The 21,061-nt window shown below is 61.8% G+C and carries 19 protein-coding genes and 1 pseudogene; 8 read left to right on the top strand and 12 right to left on the bottom strand.

The window, feature by feature from the left end:
- The first annotated feature begins 77 nt into the window (after nucleotides 1–77).
- Both RHM69_RS22290 and RHM69_RS22285 read left to right on the top strand, forming a co-directional pair.
- Complete coding sequence (locus RHM69_RS22290; protein WP_200600822.1) at nucleotides 78–1,676, top strand: ABC transporter permease; 1,599 nt, start codon at nucleotides 78–80, stop codon at nucleotides 1,674–1,676.
- A complete protein-coding gene (locus RHM69_RS22285; RefSeq protein ID WP_014716429.1) occupies nucleotides 1,673–2,488 on the top strand; it encodes an ABC transporter ATP-binding protein in 816 nt (271 codons plus the stop codon). The genes RHM69_RS22290 and RHM69_RS22285 overlap by 4 nt, the downstream gene beginning before the upstream one ends.
- Here the strand turns inward: RHM69_RS22285 and RHM69_RS22280 are convergent.
- Nucleotides 2,475–3,549 (bottom strand): annotated as a pseudogene (locus tag RHM69_RS22280) (fatty acid desaturase). The gene RHM69_RS22285 and the pseudogene RHM69_RS22280 overlap by 14 nt on opposite strands.
- A 101-nt stretch (nucleotides 3,550–3,650) precedes the next feature.
- Between RHM69_RS22280 and RHM69_RS22275 the strand changes: the two are divergent.
- The 3 genes from RHM69_RS22275 (at nucleotide 3,651) to uraH (ending at nucleotide 5,792) form a co-directional block, all read left to right on the top strand.
- Nucleotides 3,651–4,655: an AraC family transcriptional regulator gene (locus tag RHM69_RS22275; RefSeq protein WP_014716427.1), complete on the top strand. Its 1,005-nt coding sequence runs from the start codon at nucleotides 3,651–3,653 to the stop codon at nucleotides 4,653–4,655.
- 225 nt (nucleotides 4,656–4,880) lie between these two features.
- A complete protein-coding gene (locus RHM69_RS22270) occupies nucleotides 4,881–5,354 on the top strand; it encodes a GlcG/HbpS family heme-binding protein (RefSeq protein WP_014716426.1) in 474 nt (157 codons plus the stop codon).
- A gap of 27 nt (nucleotides 5,355–5,381) precedes the next feature.
- Nucleotides 5,382–5,792: a hydroxyisourate hydrolase gene (gene uraH, locus RHM69_RS22265; protein ID WP_014716425.1), complete on the top strand. Its 411-nt coding sequence runs from the start codon at nucleotides 5,382–5,384 to the stop codon at nucleotides 5,790–5,792.
- On the opposite strand, the gene RHM69_RS22260 is transcribed toward uraH, so the two are convergent.
- Nucleotides 5,787–6,473 carry a Crp/Fnr family transcriptional regulator gene (locus RHM69_RS22260; protein ID WP_014716424.1) on the bottom strand — a complete coding sequence of 229 codons (687 nt, stop codon included), beginning with the start codon at nucleotides 6,471–6,473 and terminating at the stop codon, nucleotides 5,787–5,789. The genes uraH and RHM69_RS22260 overlap by 6 nt on opposite strands.
- Nucleotides 6,474–6,556: 83 nt before the next feature.
- On the opposite strand from RHM69_RS22260, the gene RHM69_RS22255 reads away from it, so the two are divergent.
- The gene (locus RHM69_RS22255; protein ID WP_014716423.1) at nucleotides 6,557–7,081 is read left to right on the top strand and encodes a DUF962 domain-containing protein; all 525 of its coding nucleotides are present in this window, start codon (nucleotides 6,557–6,559) and stop codon (nucleotides 7,079–7,081) included.
- A 127-nt stretch (nucleotides 7,082–7,208) separates the two neighbouring features.
- On the opposite strand, the gene RHM69_RS22250 is transcribed toward RHM69_RS22255, so the two are convergent.
- The 6 genes from RHM69_RS22250 to dibA form a co-directional block, all read right to left on the bottom strand.
- Nucleotides 7,209–8,189 carry a sulfate/molybdate ABC transporter ATP-binding protein gene (locus RHM69_RS22250; protein ID WP_014716422.1) on the bottom strand — a complete coding sequence of 327 codons (981 nt, stop codon included), beginning with the start codon at nucleotides 8,187–8,189 and terminating at the stop codon, nucleotides 7,209–7,211.
- 3 nt (nucleotides 8,190–8,192) lie between these two features.
- The gene (cysW, locus tag RHM69_RS22245) at nucleotides 8,193–9,065 is read right to left on the bottom strand and encodes a sulfate ABC transporter permease subunit CysW (protein WP_014716421.1); all 873 of its coding nucleotides are present in this window, start codon (nucleotides 9,063–9,065) and stop codon (nucleotides 8,193–8,195) included.
- Nucleotides 9,066–9,078: 13 nt separating this feature from the next.
- The gene (gene cysT, locus RHM69_RS22240) at nucleotides 9,079–9,897 is read right to left on the bottom strand and encodes a sulfate ABC transporter permease subunit CysT (protein ID WP_003187564.1); all 819 of its coding nucleotides are present in this window, start codon (nucleotides 9,895–9,897) and stop codon (nucleotides 9,079–9,081) included.
- A gap of 200 nt (nucleotides 9,898–10,097) precedes the next feature.
- Complete coding sequence (locus tag RHM69_RS22235; RefSeq protein ID WP_014716420.1) at nucleotides 10,098–11,108, bottom strand: sulfate ABC transporter substrate-binding protein; 1,011 nt, start codon at nucleotides 11,106–11,108, stop codon at nucleotides 10,098–10,100.
- Nucleotides 11,109–11,172: 64 nt separating this feature from the next.
- Entirely contained in the window at nucleotides 11,173–11,355 is a 183-nt protein-coding gene (gene oscA / locus RHM69_RS22230; protein WP_003170956.1) for a sulfur starvation response protein OscA, read from the bottom strand.
- A 296-nt stretch (nucleotides 11,356–11,651) separates the two neighbouring features.
- A complete protein-coding gene (gene dibA, locus RHM69_RS22225; protein ID WP_200600824.1) occupies nucleotides 11,652–13,568 on the bottom strand; it encodes a phosphodiesterase DibA in 1,917 nt (638 codons plus the stop codon).
- A 166-nt stretch (nucleotides 13,569–13,734) separates the two neighbouring features.
- On the opposite strand from dibA, the gene desA reads away from it, so the two are divergent.
- Complete coding sequence (gene desA / locus RHM69_RS22220) at nucleotides 13,735–14,919, top strand: delta-9 fatty acid desaturase DesA (RefSeq protein ID WP_003187559.1); 1,185 nt, start codon at nucleotides 13,735–13,737, stop codon at nucleotides 14,917–14,919.
- Between the two features lie 187 nt (nucleotides 14,920–15,106).
- The gene (locus RHM69_RS22215; protein WP_014716418.1) at nucleotides 15,107–16,108 is read left to right on the top strand and encodes a GGDEF domain-containing protein; all 1,002 of its coding nucleotides are present in this window, start codon (nucleotides 15,107–15,109) and stop codon (nucleotides 16,106–16,108) included.
- Nucleotides 16,109–16,207: 99 nt separating this feature from the next.
- Here RHM69_RS22215 and RHM69_RS22210 read toward each other — a convergent pair whose 3' ends face one another.
- The 4 genes from RHM69_RS22210 to RHM69_RS22195 all read right to left on the bottom strand — a co-directional run bounded on the left by RHM69_RS22210 (nucleotide 16,208) and on the right by RHM69_RS22195 (nucleotide 21,036).
- Nucleotides 16,208–17,410: an HDOD domain-containing protein gene (locus RHM69_RS22210; RefSeq protein WP_106111749.1), complete on the bottom strand. Its 1,203-nt coding sequence runs from the start codon at nucleotides 17,408–17,410 to the stop codon at nucleotides 16,208–16,210.
- Between the two features lie 117 nt (nucleotides 17,411–17,527).
- Nucleotides 17,528–18,805 carry a 4-aminobutyrate--2-oxoglutarate transaminase gene (gabT, locus tag RHM69_RS22205; protein ID WP_014716416.1) on the bottom strand — a complete coding sequence of 426 codons (1,278 nt, stop codon included), beginning with the start codon at nucleotides 18,803–18,805 and terminating at the stop codon, nucleotides 17,528–17,530.
- A 177-nt stretch (nucleotides 18,806–18,982) separates the two neighbouring features.
- Nucleotides 18,983–20,425: an NADP-dependent succinate-semialdehyde dehydrogenase gene (gene gabD, locus RHM69_RS22200; RefSeq protein WP_003187552.1), complete on the bottom strand. Its 1,443-nt coding sequence runs from the start codon at nucleotides 20,423–20,425 to the stop codon at nucleotides 18,983–18,985.
- A gap of 296 nt (nucleotides 20,426–20,721) precedes the next feature.
- A complete protein-coding gene (locus tag RHM69_RS22195; protein ID WP_003187551.1) occupies nucleotides 20,722–21,036 on the bottom strand; it encodes a RebB family R body protein in 315 nt (104 codons plus the stop codon).
- Nucleotides 21,037–21,061 lie beyond the last annotated feature (25 nt).

Here is a 21,061-nt window from a genome sequence, read left to right as displayed (position 1 = left end):
TGACTTTTCTTATCTCACAATCATCTTGATCACGATTTTGTAAGATCGAAATCACATAACGCATTCGGAGGTCTTCCATGGCCCGGATTTCACTTCTGAGCCTGCCGCTGGCGGCCCCGTCTAAAGGCATCGCGCCGCGCTGGGCGCAGCTGGGCCAGCGTTTATTGCCGTGGCTGCTGCCGCTCACGCTGTTTGCCTTATGGTGGCTGGCCAGCCGCAATCATTGGATGAGCGAGCAGATTCTGCCCACCCCCGCCCTGGTGTGGAACAGCGCGGTGGAGTTGGCCGCTGGCGAGTTATGGAGCCATCTGGCGATCAGCTTGCAGCGCTTGTTCTGGGGCCTGCTGGCCGGTGTCAGTGCCGGCGCGATACTCGGCGCGTCCCTGGGTTTCAGTGCGCGCGCCGAGCGCTTGGTGTTCCCGACGTTCAGCGCGCTGGCGCAAGTGCCGACCCTGGCCTGGATCCCGCTGTTCATGGTGTTTTTCGGCATTGGCGAAACCCTCAAGCTGGTGGTGCTGGTCAAGGCCATCGTGGTGCCCGTGACCCTGCATACCCTGGTGGGCGTGCGCGACGCCCAGCCCAACCTGCGCGAAGCCGCCCGTGTACTGCGCCTGCCTGGCCACTTGCTGATCCGCCGCCTGGTCCTGCCCGCCGCACTGCCTGCGTTCATGGCCGGCGTACGCCTGGCCCTGGCCGCCGGCTGGACCTCCCTGCTGGCCGTGGAGCTGCTGGCCTCCAGCGAAGGCATCGGTTACCTGATGGTGTGGGCGCGCCAGTTGTTCATGCTCGATATCGTCTTCGTGTGCATCGTGGTCATTGGCGTGCTGGGTGTGGTGATGGACCGCGGCATCGGCTGGCTGGATCGCCAGTGGGTGCACTGGCCCCACCCCGCCACCGCGCAGATCCGCCGCGGGCCACGCTATGAAGGCTGGCAACGCCTGCAGCCCTGGTTGTTACCCTTGCTGTTGTTGGCGCTGTGGCAGGCCGCGACGCAACAGGGCTGGGTAGACCCGAACATTCTGGTCAGCCCCTGGGCCGTGCTGCAAACCATCCTGGCCGGCGTGCTGGATGGCAGCTTGACCACCGCCCTGGGCAAAAGCCTGGGACGAGCCCTGGGCGGCTTGTTGCTCGGCGGCAGCCTGGGCTTTGCCGTGGGCTTGTGGCTGGGGTTGTCGCGGCGCAGTGAACGACTGCTCGGCCCAACCTTGTCCGCGTTGCGCCAGATTGCCATTTTCGCCTGGGTGCCACTGTTGACCGCCTGGTTCGGCCTGGGTGAGTTGGCCAAGTGGGTGTTTATCGCCCTCGCCGCCTTCTTCCCGTTGTTTATTGCCACCCAGCGCAGCGTGCTCAACCTGTCACCCCAGCTGCGCGAAGCCGCGCAGGTGCTGCGGCTGAACCTCTGGCAACGCCTGCGCCGCCTGGTGCTGCCGGGTGCCGCGTCGGGGATTTTCGCCGGCCTGCGCCTGAGCCTGATCTACGCCTGGATGGGCACCCTCGGCGCCGAATATTTCATGCCCTCAGATGGCGGCATCGGCAGCCTGATGATCGGCGCCCAACAGTTGCTGCGCATGGATTTGATCATGAGCGGCATGCTGCTGGTCGGCCTCACCGGCGCCGCTCTCAACCTGATCGGCCAACGCATCGAAACCCGTGCCACCTGCTGGAGACACGCATGAACGCACCGATTGTCAGCTTCAACCACGTGGGTAAGTCCTTCGACGTCGATGGCTTCGAACTGGAAGCCATCCGTGAATTCAACCTGGAGGTGGCCGAAGGGGAATTTGTTGCGATTGTCGGCGCCAGCGGTTGCGGCAAGTCCACCCTGCTGCGCCTGCTGGTGGGGCTCGATACGCAGTATCGCGGCGAGATCCAGGTGGATGGTAACGCCGTCAGCGGGATCGGCGGCGAACGCGGTATTGTGTTCCAGGAGCACCGCCTGTTCCCGTGGCTGACCGTGGCGCAAAACATCGGCCTGGGCCTGGTCAACGAGCCGCTGAGCGAAGCCGAACGCACGCGGCGCATCGGTGATTTTATCGAGTTGGTGGGCCTGACTGACTTCACCCGCGCCTATCCCCACCAACTCTCCGGCGGCATGGCGCAACGGGTGGCGATTGCCCGCGGCCTGGTGGCCAGCCCGCGCATCCTGTTGCTGGACGAACCCTTCGGCGCCCTCGACGCGCTGACCCGCCAGCAGATGCAGGATGAACTGTTGGCCATTCGCGCCCGCGCCAGGATCACCACGGTGCTGGTCACCCATGACGTGGAAGAGGCGATTTTCCTCGCCGACCGCGTGGTGGTGATGGAGCCCAGGCCCGGGCGCATCAAGCAAATAGTCGAGATCGCCCTGCCCCATCCACGCCAGCGCAGCAGCTTTGAATTCCACCAACTGCGCGAAGAACTGCTGCACGAACTGATCAGCGATGACCCCTACCAACCACCCGTGCGCGAACAGATTCGCGATTTGCCCCTGGCGTTTATTGCCTGCTGAGGTGAGCTAAATCGCTGTGTGCCTGCTCACGTCGTTCGAAGCGGTTGGCGCGGGCAAAGGTGCCCAAATCATTGAAGCGCACCCCCATCTCGGCCATCACCTTATGCGCCACCTTGGTGGTCATCTGGCGGATGTAGAACGGCTCTTTGACCACAAAGTGATGGATGCCATGGGTGCTGCCGAAATTGAAGCAGAATGCCTGCAACGGCCATAGCCACCAAGGGTTCAGCACTTGGGTTTGCTGAATCACATTGCCCAGTTCCACATCGCCGTAGTAATGCATGTTGGAGCTGACAAAGTGCAGGCAGAAGGTGCGCAACACGTTCGGGCCGATGATCACCACCGCAGCGATATCGATCACCTGCATCACCTGCAAGGTACCGGCTGACCACTGAATGGGCGCGCCCATCAAACTGGCAATCCCATTGGCGACATGAAAGCCCAGGAAGACGTACCACGCGCCCCAATGCAGCAAGGCCAGCGGTGCGTACACCAGCAGCACGCGCTTGAGGATGCTAGCCCTGTGCGGCCAGGTCTTGGCGCGCAACAGACGGATCAAGGCCGACATCATGTTGTCCCCCACCATCAGCAACCGTGCGATGCCCCAGGGTTCGCCATTGGTGATCGCGCGCTCTTCCATGTCGGCCTCGGTGCCCGAGACCTTGTGATGGTTGAGGTGCAGGTGCCGGCGTATCCATGGGTTGATGGTGCTTGGCCGCGCCAGCCATACCAGGCCCATCATCAGGTTGTGGGGCACGCGTTGCTTGCGAAAAGTACATGCTGTGGATCAGGTCGTGTTCCAACTCATGAGTGAGCGAGGCGAAAAAGGCATTGAGCAGCAGACACACCCACCAGGCCATATGACCGCTGATATAGAGCGCTGCCGAGCCGAACATGCCCAGCAGGGCAAAGGCCAGGATGCCTGCGCCCAGCGCGTCCTGATGCAACAACCAGGGGTGCCGCTGGCGCAAGCGCACGCCTTCGGCCATCACCACCTCGCGGATATGCGCCGAACGCTGTTGTGCGTTCAACGGCTGGGGGCTTGCAGAAGTACCGTCCATGCTTCCATTCTCTTGTGAAGTGATGCCTGAATCCTGCACCTAACCCTAGCGCAGGACGCTAGCCGCGCACGCCAATCTGTTGACCCCAAGCGCCAATTGCCATGACCGAACCCACTTCCCTCGCCAGCTGGACCCGTGCCCTGCGCAAGCAGCTCGACGCCCTGGGCCTCGACAGCGCCGCCCTGTGCGCCGAAGCCGGGCTGGACCCGCAGCAGATGGACGACCCCAACGCCCGCTATCGGTTGTCGGCCACCACGCGCCTATGGGCGCTGGCGGTACAGGCCAGTGGCGACCCTGCGATCGGGCTGCGGGTGTCGCGGTTTGTCAGCCCCACCACCTTTCATGCGCTGGGTTACGCACTAGTGGCCAGCGGCAGCTTGCGCGAGGTGTTCGAGCGCATCGTGCGCTATCACCAGGTGGTCAGTGATGCCCTGGACCTGGAGCTGAGCCGCCACGGCGACATCTACCGTTTTCGCCTGCTCCAACCTCCAGGCAGCCCCGCGCCCGCGCCGGAAGCGATTGATGCCTTTGCGGCGATCTACGTACGCACCTGTCGCAACCGCCTGGGTCGCGACTATGCGCCGTTGGCCGTTTACCTGCGGCGCCCGGAACCCGCCGACCCCGAACCGTGGCACAGGGTATTTCGCGCGCCGGTATGGTTTGCCGCCGACGAAGACCGCCTGGAATTCGCCGCCAGCGATTTCGACAGCCATCTGGACGACGCCAACCCGGAGCTGGCCGAACACAACGAAACCGTGCTCAAGCGCACCCTCGCCCAACTGCAACCGTTGACCTGGGAACGCAAGGTGCGCGCCGCCATCGAGGCGCAATTGCCAGACGGCGAGCCAAGCGCCGAACGTATTGCCCAAGCGCTGCACTTGAGCTTGCGCAGCTTGCAGCGGCATCTGGCCGATGAAGGCTGTCGATTCGACGCCTTGCTCAATGAGTGCCGGCAAAACCTGGCGTTATTGCACCTGCGTGACCCGCAGTGCTCACTGGCCGAGATCAGCCATTTGCTGGGGTTTGCCGATACCAGCAGTTTCAATCGTGCGTTCAAGCGCTGGACGGGGATGACGCCGGGGCAGTTTCGCGAGGGGTTGCAGTAGTTGTACGGTGTTTGCTGTAAGGGCCTCATCGCAGGCAAGCCAGCTCCCACATGATGTGACCCATTCTCCTGTGGGAGCTGGCTTGTCGGGTCGCCGCATCGCTGCGATGAGGCCGGTACAACCACCACAAACTCCTGAGTTTGATTACAAACCTGTCATCCAATTGTGCGGCTTTTGTCCGCGTCCGCTGGTTACCGTGTTGGCCTGCTTTCTGGAGCCCTCACTATGTACCGCACTGCCTTGTTCCTGAGCCTCGCCGTGGCCACCGTCGCCCAGGCGACGCCACAACTGCCCCGCCACGCCGAGCTGGATTTGCACACTGCCCGCCAACTGGCCGACGCCAGCCTGGCCCACTGCACCGCGGCGCTGACCGTCCTCGACCGCGGTGGCAACCTGTTGCTGGGCCTGCGCGCTGACGGTGTCGGCCCGCACAACAGCCTCGCCAGCCAACGCAAGGCGTACACGGCGCTGTCGACAAAAACCCCGACCCGGCTGTTTGCCGAACGGGCGCGTAATAACCCCGAGGCCGCCAACCTCAACAGCGTGCCCGAGCTGCTGTTGCTCGGCGGCGGCGTGCCGCTGTTTGCCGATGCCGAACTGGTCGGTGCGCTGGGCATCGCCGGTGCCGGTGGCGCCGCGCAGGATGAAGCCTGCGCCGTACAAGCCGCCGAGCAACTGGGCTTGAAAATCACCCCTTGATTCCACTTCCCTCAAAAGGACTTCGCGATGAAAACCTTGAGCATGACCCTTGCCGCACTAAGCTTGAGTGGCCTGTGCAACCTGGCCCTGGCCGACGGCAACCCCCTGAGCGTGCACGTACTCAACCTGGAAAACGGCCTGCCAAGCGCCGGTGTCAACGTGACCTTGGAACAGCACGTGGGCGATAAATGGCAGTCGCTGTCTGAAGGTGTGACCAACCAGCAAGGCCGCATCGCCGAGCTGTTCCCGGCCAACCGCAGCATGCAGCCGGGCGAGTACCGCGTGGTGTTCAAGACCGGCGATTACTACAAGAAGGCGAACCGCGAGACGTTCTTCCCCGAGGTGCCGGTGATTTTCCAGGTCAAGCAGGCCGACCAGCATTACCACATTCCGCTGCTGCTCAGCCCTTACGGCTTCTCCACCTATCGCGGTTCATAGGCCCGCGGCCAGCCGCAGCCCATTGAGGTCGCGTATCTCGATGGCGCCGTAACTCAAGCCGATAATGCCCTGTTGCTCCAGCGCTTTGAGCAGACTGTTGATGGTCTGGCGCGACAGGCCCAGCATCGCCGCCAGATCCTCCTGGGGCAGTTGCAGCACGCGGCGCGCCTGCTCAACTTCGCCATAGCCTTGGGCGATCATCAGCAGCCGATGGGCCAGGCGCTTTGAAGCGGGCATCAGGCTCATCTGTTCGATATTGATCAACGACAGCCTCAGTTTATGGCTCATCAACAGTGCCATCTCCCGCCAGAACAGCGGATGCTGTTCGAGAATGCCGAGCATCGCCGCCTGCGGCACCTGCAGCAGTCTGCAAGCACCCGTGGCCAAGGCATCGTGGGTGCGCGGCAGGTTGTCGAACAGGCAGATCTCGCCGAACCAGTAGGGCGTTTCCACCAGGCTCAACACCGCTTCCTTGCCTTGGGCACTGACCGCACTGATGCGCACCGTGCCTTCCAGCACCGCATACACGCCGCACGGCGGGTCACCGCGCTTGAACAGGTACTGCCCCGCCGTCAGCACACGCAACCGCGCCGCCCCCAGCAAGCTACGCTGCAAGTCAGGCGGCAAATGGCTGAACCAATGACCGCGAGCCAATTGCGCGTGCCATGTCCCTGTGTCCATGCGAACTCCGAAGATTGTCGCCCAATTGACAGTTAGGCACCGACTGACAGGGCATGATCAAACATCCTACAGGAGGAACAACAATGAAAAGCCTCGTCGACCATCTCAGTCAATACGCCGCGTACCACCGCGACCCACGCAACATCGCCAGCCACTTCATCGGTATTCCGTTGATTGTGGTGGCGGTGGCCGTGCTGCTGTCGCGCCCCGAATGGTCGGTGGGCGGGCTCTGGCTATCACCTGCGGTACTGCTGGCGTTGTTTTCGGCGTGGTTTTATCTGCGCCTGGAACTGGCCTTGGGCGTGTTGATGACGGTGCTGATGGGCTTGTCGGTGTGGGCCGGGCATGTGCTGGCGGCGCAAAGCACGGCGGTGTGGCTGAGCAGCGGCGCGGGCATGTTTGTGGTGGGCTGGGTGATTCAGTTCGTCGGGCATTACTACGAAGGCAGGAAGCCTGCGTTTGTGGATGATGTGTCGGGGCTGATCGTGGGGCCGTTGTTTGTGGTGGCGGAGTTGGCGTTTTTGCTGGGGTTGCGGCAGGACCTCAAGCGCCAGATTGAAGAGCGCTCTGGGCCGGTGGGAGTACGCGGGAAAAACGCCACGGTCTAACAAGTACTGAACATCCAATGTGGGAGCCGGGCTTGCCCGCGATGGCGGTGGATCAGTTGGCATAACTGTCGACTGACACACCGCCATCGCGGGCAAGCCCGGCTCCCACAAGGGTTTTGCAGTGTTATTAGGCTTTTTGCCAGACCTTGGGTTTGAAGAACAGGGTCTCGCCCCGCGCCAACCCGGTGAGGCTGTCATGGTCTTTCACCACTTCGGCCTCGATCAACTCGCTTTGGCCTTCGACCTTCAAGGTCACGCGAGTAGTCGCGCCCAACGGCCGAATATCCCGCACTTGCGCCGCATGGTGATCTTCCAGTTCATGGCGTGACAACGACACTTCGTGGGGGCGGAACAGCAGGTGCTTGTCTTCGCCCAAATGCAGGCGGTTGGAGTCCCCCAGGAAGTGATAGACAAAGTCGCTTGCCGGGTTTTCGTAGACGTCGCCCGGTGAACCGATCTGCTCGATCACGCCCTTGTTCATCACCACGATACGGTCGGCGACTTCCATGGCCTCTTCCTGGTCGTGGGTCACGAAGACCGAGGTCAGGTTGATGTCCTCGTGCAGGCGCGCCAGCCAGCGGCGCAGTTCTTTACGCACCTTGGCATCAAGGGCGCCGAACGGCTCGTCGAGCAGCAGAACCTTGGGCTCCACCGCCAGGGCGCGGGCCAGGGCGATACGCTGGCGCTGGCCACCGGAGAGTTGTTCCGGGTAACGGTCCGACAACCAATCAAGCTGCACCATGTTCAGCAGTTCATGAACCTTGCTCGCGATCTGGCTTTCGGTGGGGCGTTGGTTTTTCGGCTTCATGCGCAGGCCGAAAGCGACGTTGTCGAACACGGTCATGTGGCGGAACAGCGCGTAGTGCTGGAACACAAAGCCCACGTTGCGATCACGCACATCGTGGCCGGAAACGTCTTCGCCATGGAACACGATGCTGCCGGCATCCGGAGTTTCCAGGCCGGCAATGATGCGCAGCAACGTAGTCTTGCCACAGCCGGACGGGCCCAGCAACGCCACCAGCTCGCCACTCTGGATATCCAGGTTGATGCTGTCCAGGGCCTTGAAGGCGTTGAAGTTCTTGCTGACATTACGGACTTCGATCGACATGACTTATTCCTCACCCGCGCTGTTGCGCAGGCGGTTGATTCGGTTCTCGCTCCACTGCTTGAGCAGCAGGATGAAGAGCGCCAGGATCAGCAACAGGCTGGCCACCGCAAACGCGGCAACGTGGTTGTATTCGTTGTAAAGAATCTCGACATGCAGCGGCAGGGTGTTGGTCACGCCGCGAATGTGGCCGGACACCACCGACACCGCGCCGAACTCACCCATGGCCCGCGCCGTACACAGCACCACGCCATAGATCAGGCCCCATTTGATGTTCGGCACGGTGACATGCCAGAACATCTGCCAGCCATTGGCGCCCAGCAGGCGCGCGGCCTCTTCTTCCTGGGTGCCCTGCTCCTGCATCAGCGGGATCAGCTCACGGGCCACGAACGGCACGGTGACGAAGATGGTCGCCAGCACGATGCCCGGCAGGGCGAACACGATCTGGATGTCATGCTCTTGCAGCCACGGCCCGAAGAAGCCCTGGGCGCCGAACATCAACACGTACACCAGGCCGGCGATCACCGGCGAGACCGAGAACGGCAGGTCGATCAGCGTGACCAGGATGCTCTTGCCACGGAACGAGTACTTGCTCACGCACCAGGCGGCGCTGACGCCGAACACCAGGTTGAGCGGCACCGAAATCAGCACGGCGATCACCGTGAGTTTCAGCGCCGACAGCGCGTCTGGCTCAAGGATTGCGGTGAAGAACGTGCCGAGGCCGTTCTTCAAGCCCTGGGACACCACCACCAGCAATGGCAGCAGCAGAAACAGGACGAATACCAGCCAGCCAAGGCCGATCAGGATACGTCGCGAGGTCGCACTGCCACGCCGGGCGGCGTTGGCCGAGGACGCGGCGGAAATAGACGATTGGGACATGTTCCGCGCCTCCTTATGGACGTTCGATGCGCCGCTGCAACAGGTTGATCAGCAGCAGCAAGACAAAGGACACCACCAGCATCAGCACACCAATGGAGGTGGCGCCGCGGTAGTCGTATTGGTCGAGCTTGACCATGATCAGCAATGGCAGGATTTCGGTTTTCATCGGCATGTTGCCAGCGATGAAGATCACCGAACCGTACTCACCCACGCCTCGGGCAAACGCCAGGGCGAAGCCGGTCAGCCAGGCGGGCAACAATGCCGGCACGAGGATATAGCGGAACACCTGCAACGGCTTGGCGCCGAGGCAGGCGGCGGCCTCTTCGATTTCCCGGGGGATATCGGCCAGCACCGGCTGCACCGTGCGCACCACGAAGGGCAACGTGACGAAGGTCAGCGCCAGGGTGATACCCAGGGGGGTGTAGGCGATCTTGAAACCCAGGTCGGCGGCAAACTGGCCGACCAGGCCGTTGGGCGCGTACAGCGCCGTCAGCGCGATACCGGCGACGGCGGTGGGCAGGGCGAACGGCAGGTCGATCATCGCGTCGATGACCTTGCGCCCGGGGAAGGTGTAGCGCACCAGCACCCAGGCCAACAAAGTGCCAATCACACCGTTGATGAGTGCGGCGTACAGCGCGGTACTGAAGCTCAGCTTCAAGGCCGCCAGCACGCGAGGCGCGGAGATGATGTTCCAGAACTGATCCCAGGTGAGTTGAGCGGCGTGTACAAACATCGCCGCCAGGGGGATGAGTACGATCAGGCTGAGGTACACCACGGTGTAGCCCAGCGTCAGCCCGAAGCCGGGTATGACGGGGGAGATACGACGCGACATAAGAGTCCTTGGTTAAAGGGTAGAAACCACTGTAGGAGCGCGCTTTTTGTGGGAGCTGGCTTTTCTGTGGGAGCCGGGCTTGCCCGCGATGCAGGCACCTCGGTGTGTCAGTCACACCACGGTGATGCTATCGCAGGCAAGCCAGCTCCCACACAAGCCCAGTTCCTACAAAAAAGTCAGGCCCCTACAGTTACTTTGGCTTATTGCGCCGTGTAGATCTGGTCGAACACGCCACCGTCATTGAAGAATTTCGGTTGGGCAGTTTTCCAGCCGCCGAAGTCTTTGTCGATAGTCACCAGGTCCAGTTTCGGGAACTGCTGGGCGTATTTGGCGGCGACTTTTTCATCCCGTGGACGGTAGAAGTTCTTCGCCGCAATCTCCTGGCCCGCCGGGCTGTACAGGTGGTTGAGGTACGCGGTGGCGATCTCGGTGTTGCCCTTTTTCTCGGCGTTCTTGTCCACAACGGCCACAGGCGGTTCCGCCAGGATCGACAGGGAAGGCACGACGATGTCGAACTTGTCGGCGCCGCCGTCTTCCTTCAAGGCCAGGAACGCCTCGTTTTCCCACGCCAGCAGCACGTCACCCTGGCCGTTGTTGACGAAGGTAATGGTAGAACCGCGCGCGCCGGTGTCCAGTATCGGCACGTGCTTGAACAGCTCTTTGACGTATTCCTGGGCCTTGGCTTCGCTGCCGCCAGCCTTGAGGCCGTAGGCCCAGGCGGCGAGGAAGTTCCAGCGTGCACCGCCGGAGGTTTTCGGGTTGGGCGTGATCACCGACACGTCTTTCTTGATCAGGTCGCCCCAGTCCTTGATGCCTTTGGGGTTGCCCTTGCGCACCAGGAACACGATGGTGGAGGTGTATGGGGTGCTGGCGTCCGGCAGGCGGGTCTGCCAGTTCTCCGGCAGGGTCTTGCCCAGCTTGGCGACTTCATCAATGTCACCGGCCAGGGCCAGGGTCACTACGTCGGCGCGCAGGCCGTCAATCACTGCGCGTGCTTGCTTGCCCGAGCCACCGTGGGACTGCTGGATCTTGACGTTGTCGCCGGGGTGGGACTGTTTCCAGAAGCTGGTGAACTCAGCGTTGTAATCCTGGTACAGCTCACGGGTGGGGTCGTACGAGACGTTGAGCAACTCGTAGTCCTTGGCAACGGCGGAACCGGCAAACACGGCACTGGCCAATGCGGCCAAGGCATAACGGCGAATCGACGACATAGAAGCTCCTGAAATTCTTGAGTGTTGGCTTTTCTTGTAATTGCGGGTCTATCGCCGTTCTTGCTCAGCTCGGTTTGTTACCGGGGTTCTGCAGACGGAATTTTTCCTTGCGTTCGATCTGTACCACTTGGGCGTTGTGTACGGTGATTTCCACCGCGCCAAACCGCAGGTCGCGCAGGGCGCTCTGGATTTCACGCAAAATGGCTGCTTCGTCCTGGCCGTCAACGCTACGTAGAGATGCGCTCATGGTCTCGCTCCTGAAAATGAGTAGTGCCTGGCAGTGGCGGCACTGCTTGCGGCGTGAGGGCGATAGTAGATAAGCGCGGATATTCTTAAAAATACTATTTAAGAATGTTTATATAACCAGAAAGAATTTTCTGATAGGGCATGGGGTTGCAAGGGTTTCCACAGAAAAAACGCTCATGCACAGTCGCCGCAGAACCCTGTGGGAGCTGGCTTGCCTGCGAAAGCGGTGGTGCAGTAACACATGCAGCGACTGACACACCGCCTTCGCGGGCAAGCCCGACTCCCACATTGACCGCGTCAGTCCTGGCGGATCAGAGGTGCTCGGGTCCAGTCGATTTCATCAGCCGGCATGGGCCGTCCAAACCAATACCCCTGGCCCATGTCGCATTCCTGATCCAGTAGGAACCGCGCCTGTTCCACCTGCTCAATTCCTTCGGCGTGCACCTGCATGCCCATGCTTTTGGCCAGGGCGATCACCACGCGCACAATCGCCGCGTCGTCTTCGTCCCACGGCAAGCCCGCCACAAAGCCCTGGTCGATCTTGAGCTTCTGCACCGGCAGACGCTTGAGGCGCAGCAACGAGGAATAGCCGGTGCCAAAGTCGTCGATCGCCAGGCGCAGGCCCAGTTCGCGCAGGCGGTGCAGTTGCTCCAACGCGACTTCCGGGTCGTCCATCACGGCGCTCTCGGTGACTTCCAGCTCCAGGAAGGCCGGATCCAGCCCAGTGGTGTGCAGCACTTGGGCCACTTGCTCATACAGCTCGCGCCGGGCAAACAGGCGGCTGGAGACATTGATTGCGATAAAGCTCAGCGGCGCGCCGTCGGCCAGCCATTGGCACATCTGGCGGCAGGCCTGGTCCATCACCCACGCATCGATGTCGGCAATCAACCCGGTGCGCTCGGCGATAGGAATGAACTCGCCCGGGGGTACCAGGCCGCGTTCCGGGTGCTGCCAGCGCACCAGTGCTTCAACGCCGACCAAACGACTGTCGTGCAGGTCGTGCACCGGCTGGTAATACACGCGCAGCTCATGTTGGTCGAGGGCGCGACGCAGCTCGCCAGCGATTTCCACCCGATGCTGGGCGTGGGCGGTCAGCTCTTCGGTATACAACGCGTAGCCTTCGCGCCCGGCGCTCTTGGCCTTGAACAACGCGGAATCGGCGTTACGCAACAGTTGCTCGGCGCTCAGGGCATCACTGGGGAACAGGCTGATACCGATACTGGCGCTGATAAACAGCTGGTTGCCGTCAAAAATGAACGGATCCTTCATGGCGTTGAGCATGCGCTGCGCCAAGGCCGCCGCTTGCACCACCTGCGGGCAACTTTCGGCCAGCACGGCAAATTCGTCGCCCCCCAGGCGCGCCAGGGTAACCCCCGGCCCAAACAGGCCGCTCAGGCGTTCGGCCACCAGTTTGAGCAACTGATCGCCAGCGTTATGGCCGAGGCTGTCGTTGATGATCTTGAAGTGGTCCAGGTCCATCAACAGCAGGGCGCAGCCACGTTTATGCACCTGCGCGGAGGCCAGGGCCTGCTCGGCGCGATCGGTGAACAGCAGGCGGTTGGGCAGGTCGGTGAGCGGGTCGTGATGGGCCAGGTGCGCCAATTCGTGCTCGGAGTTCTTCATGGCGCTGATGTCCGAAAACACCGCCACGTAGTGGCTGACCTGGCCCTGGTCATCGTGAATCACGCGGATGGTTTGCCACTGGGGGTACACCTCGCCGCTTTTACGTCGATTCCAGATTTCGCCGCTCCACTCGCCGGTGCTTTCCAGGGCCTGGAACATTTGCTGGTAGAAATGCGCCGAGTGGCGCCCGGACTTGAACAGGCTTGGCCGTTGGCCCATCACGTCGTCGCGCTGGTAGCCGGTGATCTCCATAAACGCGCGGTTGACGTGCACGATCAGCCCCTGGGTATCGGTGACCAGCACCCCTTCACGGGTGCAATCGAACACCGCAGCGGCCTGACGCAGGCGCTCGCGGTTCTCTTTCAGGGGTTGTTGCAACGCATGGGCACGGGCAAAACGCCAGCCAATCCAGTAAATGAGCAAGGCGCTGAGGCTGACCCACACATAACCGCGCGCTTGCAGCCAGCGTCCCTGCTCCAAGGGTTCATCGATAAAGTTGATTAATAGGTAATGGCTGAGCTGGAGCCAAAGGATGGAAACCAGCAGGTACACCAACCCCGCACGTAGGGCACCTCGGTATGAAAACAGCATATGCTTAGTAATCCTTACTAAATAACCAGAATCGCCCTACAAAGGATCAGGATTATAGAGGAGGAAACACTTTGTAAGTCTTATCTGAAACGGTGACTGGTTTTATCTGCAAAGGAAGTGATAATGCGGGTGCTGTTTTTTTCTTTATCTGAGGGCCATACAGCCTATGTGGTACAACGGTTTTCTTGATCTGTCCGCCTGGCAACTGGTGGCAGTCACGCTGTTGATGACCCACGTGACCATTATTGGGGTCACTGTCTATCTGCACCGTTATTCGGCCCATCGCTCGCTCGAGCTCAATGCCGGCCTTAAACACTTCTTCCGCTTCTGGCTGTGGCTGACCACGGCGCAGAACACTCGCGAGTGGACCGCCATCCACCGCAAGCACCACGCCAAATGCGAAACCGTCGATGACCCGCACAGCCCGGTGATCAAGGGCTTGTCCACCGTGCTGCGCAAAGGTGCCGAGCTGTACCGCGCCGAGGCGGAAAACCCCGAGACCCTGCGTATCTACGGCAAAAACTGCCCGGACGACTGGATCGAACGCAATCTCTACACGCGCTACCCGCTGTTGGGCGTGGCGCTCATGGGCGTGATCGACCTGCTGCTGTTCGGCACCATCGGTATCACTATCTGGGCGATCCAGATGATGTGGATCCCGTTCTGGGCCGCCGGCGTCATCAACGGCCTGGGGCATGCCGTGGGCTATCGCAACTTCGAATGCCGTGACGCCGCCACCAACCTGGTGCCGTGGGGCATCATCGTCGGCGGCGAAGAGCTGCACAACAACCACCACACCTACCCTAACTCGGCCAAGCTGTCGGTGAAGAAGTGGGAGTTCGACCTGGGCTGGGCCTGGATTAAGGTGTTCAGCTTCCTGCGCCTGGCCAAGGTGCAGCGTGTAGCGCCCATCGCCCACCGCGTCGAAGGCAAGGGCAGCCTGGACATGGACACCGCCATGGCGATCCTCAACAACCGCTTCCAGATCATGGCCCAATACCGCAAGTTGGTGATTGGCCCGCTGGTCAAGCAGGAGCTGGAGAAGGTCGATCATTCGGTACGCCACCAGTTCCACCGCGCCAAGCGCCTGCTGTCGCGGGAAACCAGCTTGCTGGAAGACCGCCATCACCTGCGCATCCAGAGCATGCTGGAACACAGCCATGCCCTGACCGTGATCTACGAAAAGCGCCTGGCGCTGCAGCAGATCTGGCTCAAGACCAGTTCCAACGGCCACGACATGCTGGCGGCGATCAAGGAATGGGTGCATGAAGCCGAGGCCAGTGGCATCCAATCCCTGCGCGATTTTGCCCACCAGTTGAAGACTTACTCGTTGCGTCCTACAGCAGCGTGAGGGCGCCGTGGGAGGGTTCGCCCTCCCACGCACTGGCTTTTTGGCGTCATTTTCCGGGCACCGTCAATCCACGCCGTTCACGGAACTTCACCGCAATTCCCCTCTCTCAAAGAACACTTCGCCATCATGGTGACCCCTTGTAGTGACCGCTTTTGCACCTGCGGCGCGCCCAGAGAGAGTTGTACCGATGGTTCACGAAAAGCCCAGCCTGCCCGATGTGCCCACCGCAGAGCCGCCGCGCCCGGCCGCGGCGGCGACCCTGTTGGCGCTTATGCATGCTCAAGGTGAAGTCGAGCGGCTGAGTGAGCGTGAGCAACTGCTCAGTTCCCTGCTGGTCAGCGTGAACGCCGTGCTCTGGGCCATCGACTGGGAAACACGCCGCGTGCTGTATGTGAGCCCGGCGTACGAGCGCCTGTTTGGCCGCTCTGCCGGCCTGCTGCTGGCCGACCACCGCGAATGGCGCAACAGCGTCCACCCCGAAGACCTCGACTACGCCGAACACAGCCTGGCCCGTGTGCTGGAACAGGGCGCCGTGGAGGACCGCGAGTACCGCATCATCACCGCTGACGGGCAGATCCGCTGGTTGAGCGACAAGTGCTACATCAACCAGCAGGTGGTGCCCGGTGAAGCGATGATCGTGGTGGGCATCGCCGAAGACATCACCGAAAAGAAGCAACTTGAGCTGGAACTGCATCGCCTCGCCACCACCGACGTACTGACCCAAAGCAGCAACCGCCGACACTTCTTCGAACTCGCCAACCAGGCGTTCGACAATGCCTGCGCGCAGGGCACGCCGCTGGCGTTCCTGTTGCTGGACATCGATGATTTCAAAGACATCAACGACACCTATGGCCACCTGGAGGGCGACCAGGTGCTGCGGCGCATCGCCGAGAGCGGTCGCGGGGTATTGCGCCGTGGCGACCTGTTCGGGCGCGTTGGTGGCGAAGAATTTGCTGCTGTGCTGCCGGGTTGCCCACCGGAGATGGCCCTGCAGGTTGCCGAGCGGTTGGGCAAGGAAATCCAGGCATTGGTGTTCAGCTACGAAGGGCATGAATTCAATGTGACCGTCAGCCAAGGCCTGGCCGGCCTGCGCGAAGATGACTCCACCCTCGACAGCCTGTTTGCGCGAGCGGATGCGGCGATGTACGAGGCCAAGCGCCAGGGCAAGAACCGCGTTATCGCCGGTTAACACCGACCCACTGTGGGAGCTGGCTTGCCTGCGATGGCGTCTTGACTGACCCACCGCTATCGCAGGCAAGCCAGCTCCCACAGTGGGTCGGTGTGTGTTTCAGGTTTTGCGCACTCGGGTCAGTTCCGACAAGCCTACCTTGAGCAGCCGCGCGGTCTTGCTGCCTGCCAGTTCTTCGAGCCCTTCGTGCTCGGTCAGCCGCGCCATTTGCACCGCCAGGTTCACCACCAGGGCTTCGCGCGAATACACCCCGCCTTCAAGTGAATAGATCCCCGCGATCAACTGCCGCAACTCCAGCGGCAAGCGCCAACGTGTGCGCAATGCCGAACCGTAGGCGGCGCCAAAGGCGTCGAGGGATTCCCCTATGGCTTCGTCATCCAGGGCGCCGCCGCCCTGGCGCCAGTCTTCCAGGCAGCGCAACAAGGCCAGGTCGCCCAAGCGGTGCAGGATGCAGGCGCTGTAGCAACGCTCGTGATCGAGCTCTAGCATGCGCGCCAGGCGCCGGGCGTAGTCGGCGCTGTCCTGGGACAGTTGCCAGTGCCGCTCGGCGTAGGCCACCAGCCCAGGGTCGCCCAACACCACGTTGTGCTTGAGCGCCAGGCCCAGGATGAGATTCATGCTCTGGCCGGGCACCAACTTATGCAGGGCCTCTGACAGGGTCTGCACCGGCGTGCCGTGGTAGCCGGCGCTGTTGGCGGCGGCGATGAGTACGGCGGTGATTTGCGGGTCGCTGTGCACCTGGCCTTCCAACTGCTTGAGGTCCAGGCCTTCGGGGCCGAGGCTGCGTTGCACGGCAGCTTTCACATCCACGCGCAGCGGCGCGCCATCGCAGACCTCGCGGCGCCGCTCAAGGAAGGCGGGCAAGGTCATGCCCGGCGCCAGCGGTGGGATTTCGCAGTACACGCTTTCGCCTTCGTTGAGCAGCAGGTCTTGCAGGCGCTGGGTCAGGCTTTCCATGTTCAGCGGGCGGGTGAGGTAGGCGGTGGGCGCCAGGGGCAAGGCTTCGCGCACGCTGGCACTGTCGTTGCGACTGCTCAGCAAGATAAACGGCAGCGAACGGCGTTTCTGGCGCACGCTGCGCAGCAGGCTCAGGCCATCCACGCCCGGCAGCTCCCAATCGGCCAAGATCAGGTCATAGGTTTTTTCGCCCAACAGCGTGGCGGCGTGTTGCCCATCGGCGCACACATCCAGCCGTGCGTCACAGCGCACATTCAACAGCACTTGCTTGAGCAGGTCCCGCGACCAAGGGTCTGCTTCGGCGATTAACACTCGGGGTACAGCGGGTAAATCAACAGCAGTCATCCAGCACGCTCCATCGGCAATGCTTGCACCTTAGACAATGCAGGCGCGTGCGTACAATGAAGCAGGCACAAAAAAACCGCCGAAGCGGTTTTTTTGTTTTTCGTAGGAACGGGCGTGTCAGAGTTCGGAGAAGCACTCTTCGATGATCGCCAAGCCCTTGTCCAACTGCTCGTCCGGCGAGGTCAGGGGCACCAGTACGCGCAATACGTTGCCGTAGGTACCGCAGGACAGCAGGATCAGGCCCTTGTCACGTGCCTTGGCCACCACGGAGGCAACGGCGGCAGCGTTTGGCTTGTGGGTGTCGCCGTCTTCGAACAGCTCGACCGCGATCATCGCGCCCAAGGCACGCACTTCGCCGATCACCGGGTACTTGGCCTGAATGGCCTTGAGGCCAGTCACCAGGCGCTCGCCCACGGCCTTGCAGCGGTCCAGCAGGTGCTCTTCTTCGAACACTTCCATCACGGCCAGGGCCGCGGCGCAGGCAATCGGGCTACCGGCATAGGTGCCGCCCAAACCGCCTGGAGCGATAGCGTCCATGTACTCGGCCTTGCCGCACACACCGGCCAGCGGGAAGCCGCCCGCGATGGATTTGGCGAAGGTGGTCAGGTCGGCGGCAACGCCCATCTGTTCCATGGCGAAGAAGGTACCGGTACGCCCGGCACCGGTTTGCACTTCGTCGGCGATCAGCAGGATGCCGTGCTTGTCGCACAGTTCGCGCAGGCGCTTCATGAAGGCTTTTGGCGCGACGTAGAAACCGCCTTCGCCCTGTACCGGCTCGATGATGATGGCGGCGATATCACGCGGCTCGGCATCGTTCTTGAAGATGCGCTCGATGCTGGCGATGGAGTCGTCGACGCTCACACCGTGCAGTTCGTTGGGGTACAGCGCACGGAACACGCCGCCCGGCATCAGGCCCATGCCGGCCGAGTAAGGCACGACCTTACCGGTAAGGCCCAGGGTCATCATGGTGCGGCCGTGGTAAGCGCCGGTGAAGGCGATCACACCGGCACGGCCGGTGGCGGCGCGGGCGATCTTCACGGCGTTTTCCACGGCTTCGGAACCGGTGGTGACCAGCAGGGTTTTCTTGGCGAAATCACCTGGCACCTTGGCGGCGACTTTTTCGCACACTTCTACGTAGGGCTCGTAGGCCAATACCTGGAAGCAGGTGTGGGTCAGCTTGTTGAGCTGCTCGGTCACGGCCGCGATGATTTTCGGGTGCACGTGGCCGGTGTTCAGCACGGCGATACCGCCGGCGAAGTCGATGAACTCGCGACCTTCAACGTCGGTCACGGTGGCGTTCTTCGCGGAGTCAGCGAAGATCGGGTGAATCTGGCCAACACCGCGCGGTACAGCGGCTTCGCGGCGTTTCATCAGGGAAGCGTTGGTCTTGCTCATAAAGTCCTCATTCGCCGCTCATCGGGCGGCGTGGCTCAAGGATAGGTGGCGGGGAGGCAACTACGGCAGCATGCGATGATCGACTGCCACAGCTTTCCCGGCCACTGCGAATAACCATGTGAAACACGCAAAGGGGCAGCGCTCTCGTGCCCTCTGCGTTTGCTGCAATCCCGTGCCTTAGATGCCCAGGCAGAGGTATTTGATTTCCAGGTAGTCCTCGATCCCGTACTTGGAGCCTTCACGGCCCAGGCCCGAGGCCTTGATGCCGCCGAACGGCGCCACTTCGTTGGAGATCAACCCGGTGTTGACGCCGACCATACCGTATTCCAGGGCCTCGGCCACACGGAACACCCGGCCCAGGTCGCGGGCGTAGAAGTAGGAGGCCAGGCCGAACTCGGTGTCGTTGGACATGGCGATCACTTCGGCTTCGTCTTTGAAGCGGAACAGTGGCGCCAGCGGGCCGAAGGTTTCTTCCTTGGCCACGGCGGCGTTTTTCGGCACGTCAACCAGGATGGTCGGTTCGAAGAAGTTGCCTTCCATCACCTTGCCACCGGCCAACAGCTTGGCGCCTTTGCTCAGGGCATCAGCGATATGTTCCTGCACCTTGGCCACGGCTTTTTCGTCGATCAGCGGGCCGGTGGTGGTGCCGTCTTCCAGGCCGTTACCGATCTTCAATTTGGTCACCGCCACCTTGAGCTTCTCAGCGAAGGCGTCGTACACCGAATCCTGGATGTACAGGCGGTTGGCGCAGACGCAGGTCTGGCCGTTGTTGCGGTACTTGGAGATGATCGCGCCTTCGACGGCCTTATCCAGGTCGGCGTCGTCGAACACGATGAACGGTGCGTTACCGCCCAGTTCCAGGGAGACTTTCTTGATGTCCTTGGCGCATTCGGCCATCAGCTGGCGACCAATTTCGGTCGAGCCGGTGAAGGACAATTTACGCACGATGGGGTTGCTGGTCAGCTCGCCGCCGATGTCGCCAGCACTGCCGGTGACCACACTGAGCACGCCTTTGGGGATACCGGCGCGGTGCGCCAGCTCAACCAGGGCCAGGGCCGAAAACGGGGTTTGCGAGGCCGGCTTGATCACCATGGTGCAACCGGCGGCCAGGGCCGGGCCGGCTTTGCGGGTGATCATCGCCGCAGGGAAGTTCCACGGGGTGATGGCTGCGGTCACGCCGATGGGCTGCTTGATCACGATCAGGCGCTTGTCGGGCTGGTGGCCGGGGATCACGTCGCCATAGATGCGCTTGGCTTCTTCAGCGAACCACTCGATAAACGAGGCGGCGTAGACGATTTCGCCCTTGGCTTCGGCCAGCGGCTTGCCTTGTTCGAGGGTCATCAGGCGGCCGAGGTCGTCCTGGTTTTCGATCAGCAGTTCGAACCAGCGGCGCAGCTTGTTGGCGCGCTCCTTGGCGGTGAGTGCACGCCAGGCTGGCAGGGCCTTGTCGGCGGCTTCGATGGCGCGGCGGGTTTCCGCGGCGCCCATCTTCGGCACGGTGCCGAGAATCTCGCCCGTGGCCGGGTTGTTGACCTTGATGGTTTGACCATTGTCCGCATCGACCCAAGCGCCATCGATAAAGGCTTGCTGGCGGAACAACTGGGTGTCTTTAAGCTGCATGTCGGCTTTCCTTAACAGCACCGCGCGCACGCGGAGCGAATTAGAGTTGTTGAAAGGCGCCTTGTGGGCTGCCGTCAGGGAAATCAGCCCCAGCGCGCAGAAAAAATGAAAGAGCGCACGGGAGACAGAGCGTTTGAAATCTCAAACGAATCCTAGGATCAATGGGGGTACAGGGCAATAGGATGTTCGAAAAAAAGAACGAATATGGCGCATCCGGCTCATCTTTCGGATCAAGTGCCCACACGACAACAGCCCCGGAGCCTTGTGGGCGCCGGGGCTGTTGGGGGCCTTGCAGCTTAAGGTTGGAACGACTTGAGCACGGCCAGCAGGCTGGTCAAGTTGTCGGCCACGCCGCCCTGGGCGACTTTTTCGGTGGCGGCGGCGCCAGCGGTGGTGTCGACACTGTAGATCTGCATCACGCCCTGGTTGGTAGCCGCCTGAGCCAGGGTGTTTTGTTGCTGTTGGGCCGAGACCGAGTTCTGGAACAGAATCGCCGTGGCCTGGCCCATGGATTGGTAAATAGTGCTCATGGCCATCGCGGGTGATTCGGCAACCACCTTGACGTTGGTCTGGGTGACGGCATCGGTGATTTGCGGGCTGACTGTACTCATGGTTGAAACTCCTGGGTTGAGAAAG

It is taken from the genome of Pseudomonas sp. CCI1.1 (genome assembly GCF_034348165.1).
Classification (GTDB): Bacteria; Pseudomonadota; Gammaproteobacteria; order Pseudomonadales; family Pseudomonadaceae; genus Aquipseudomonas; species Aquipseudomonas paracarnis.
This window is presented reverse-complemented; position numbering and strand designations above follow the sequence as displayed.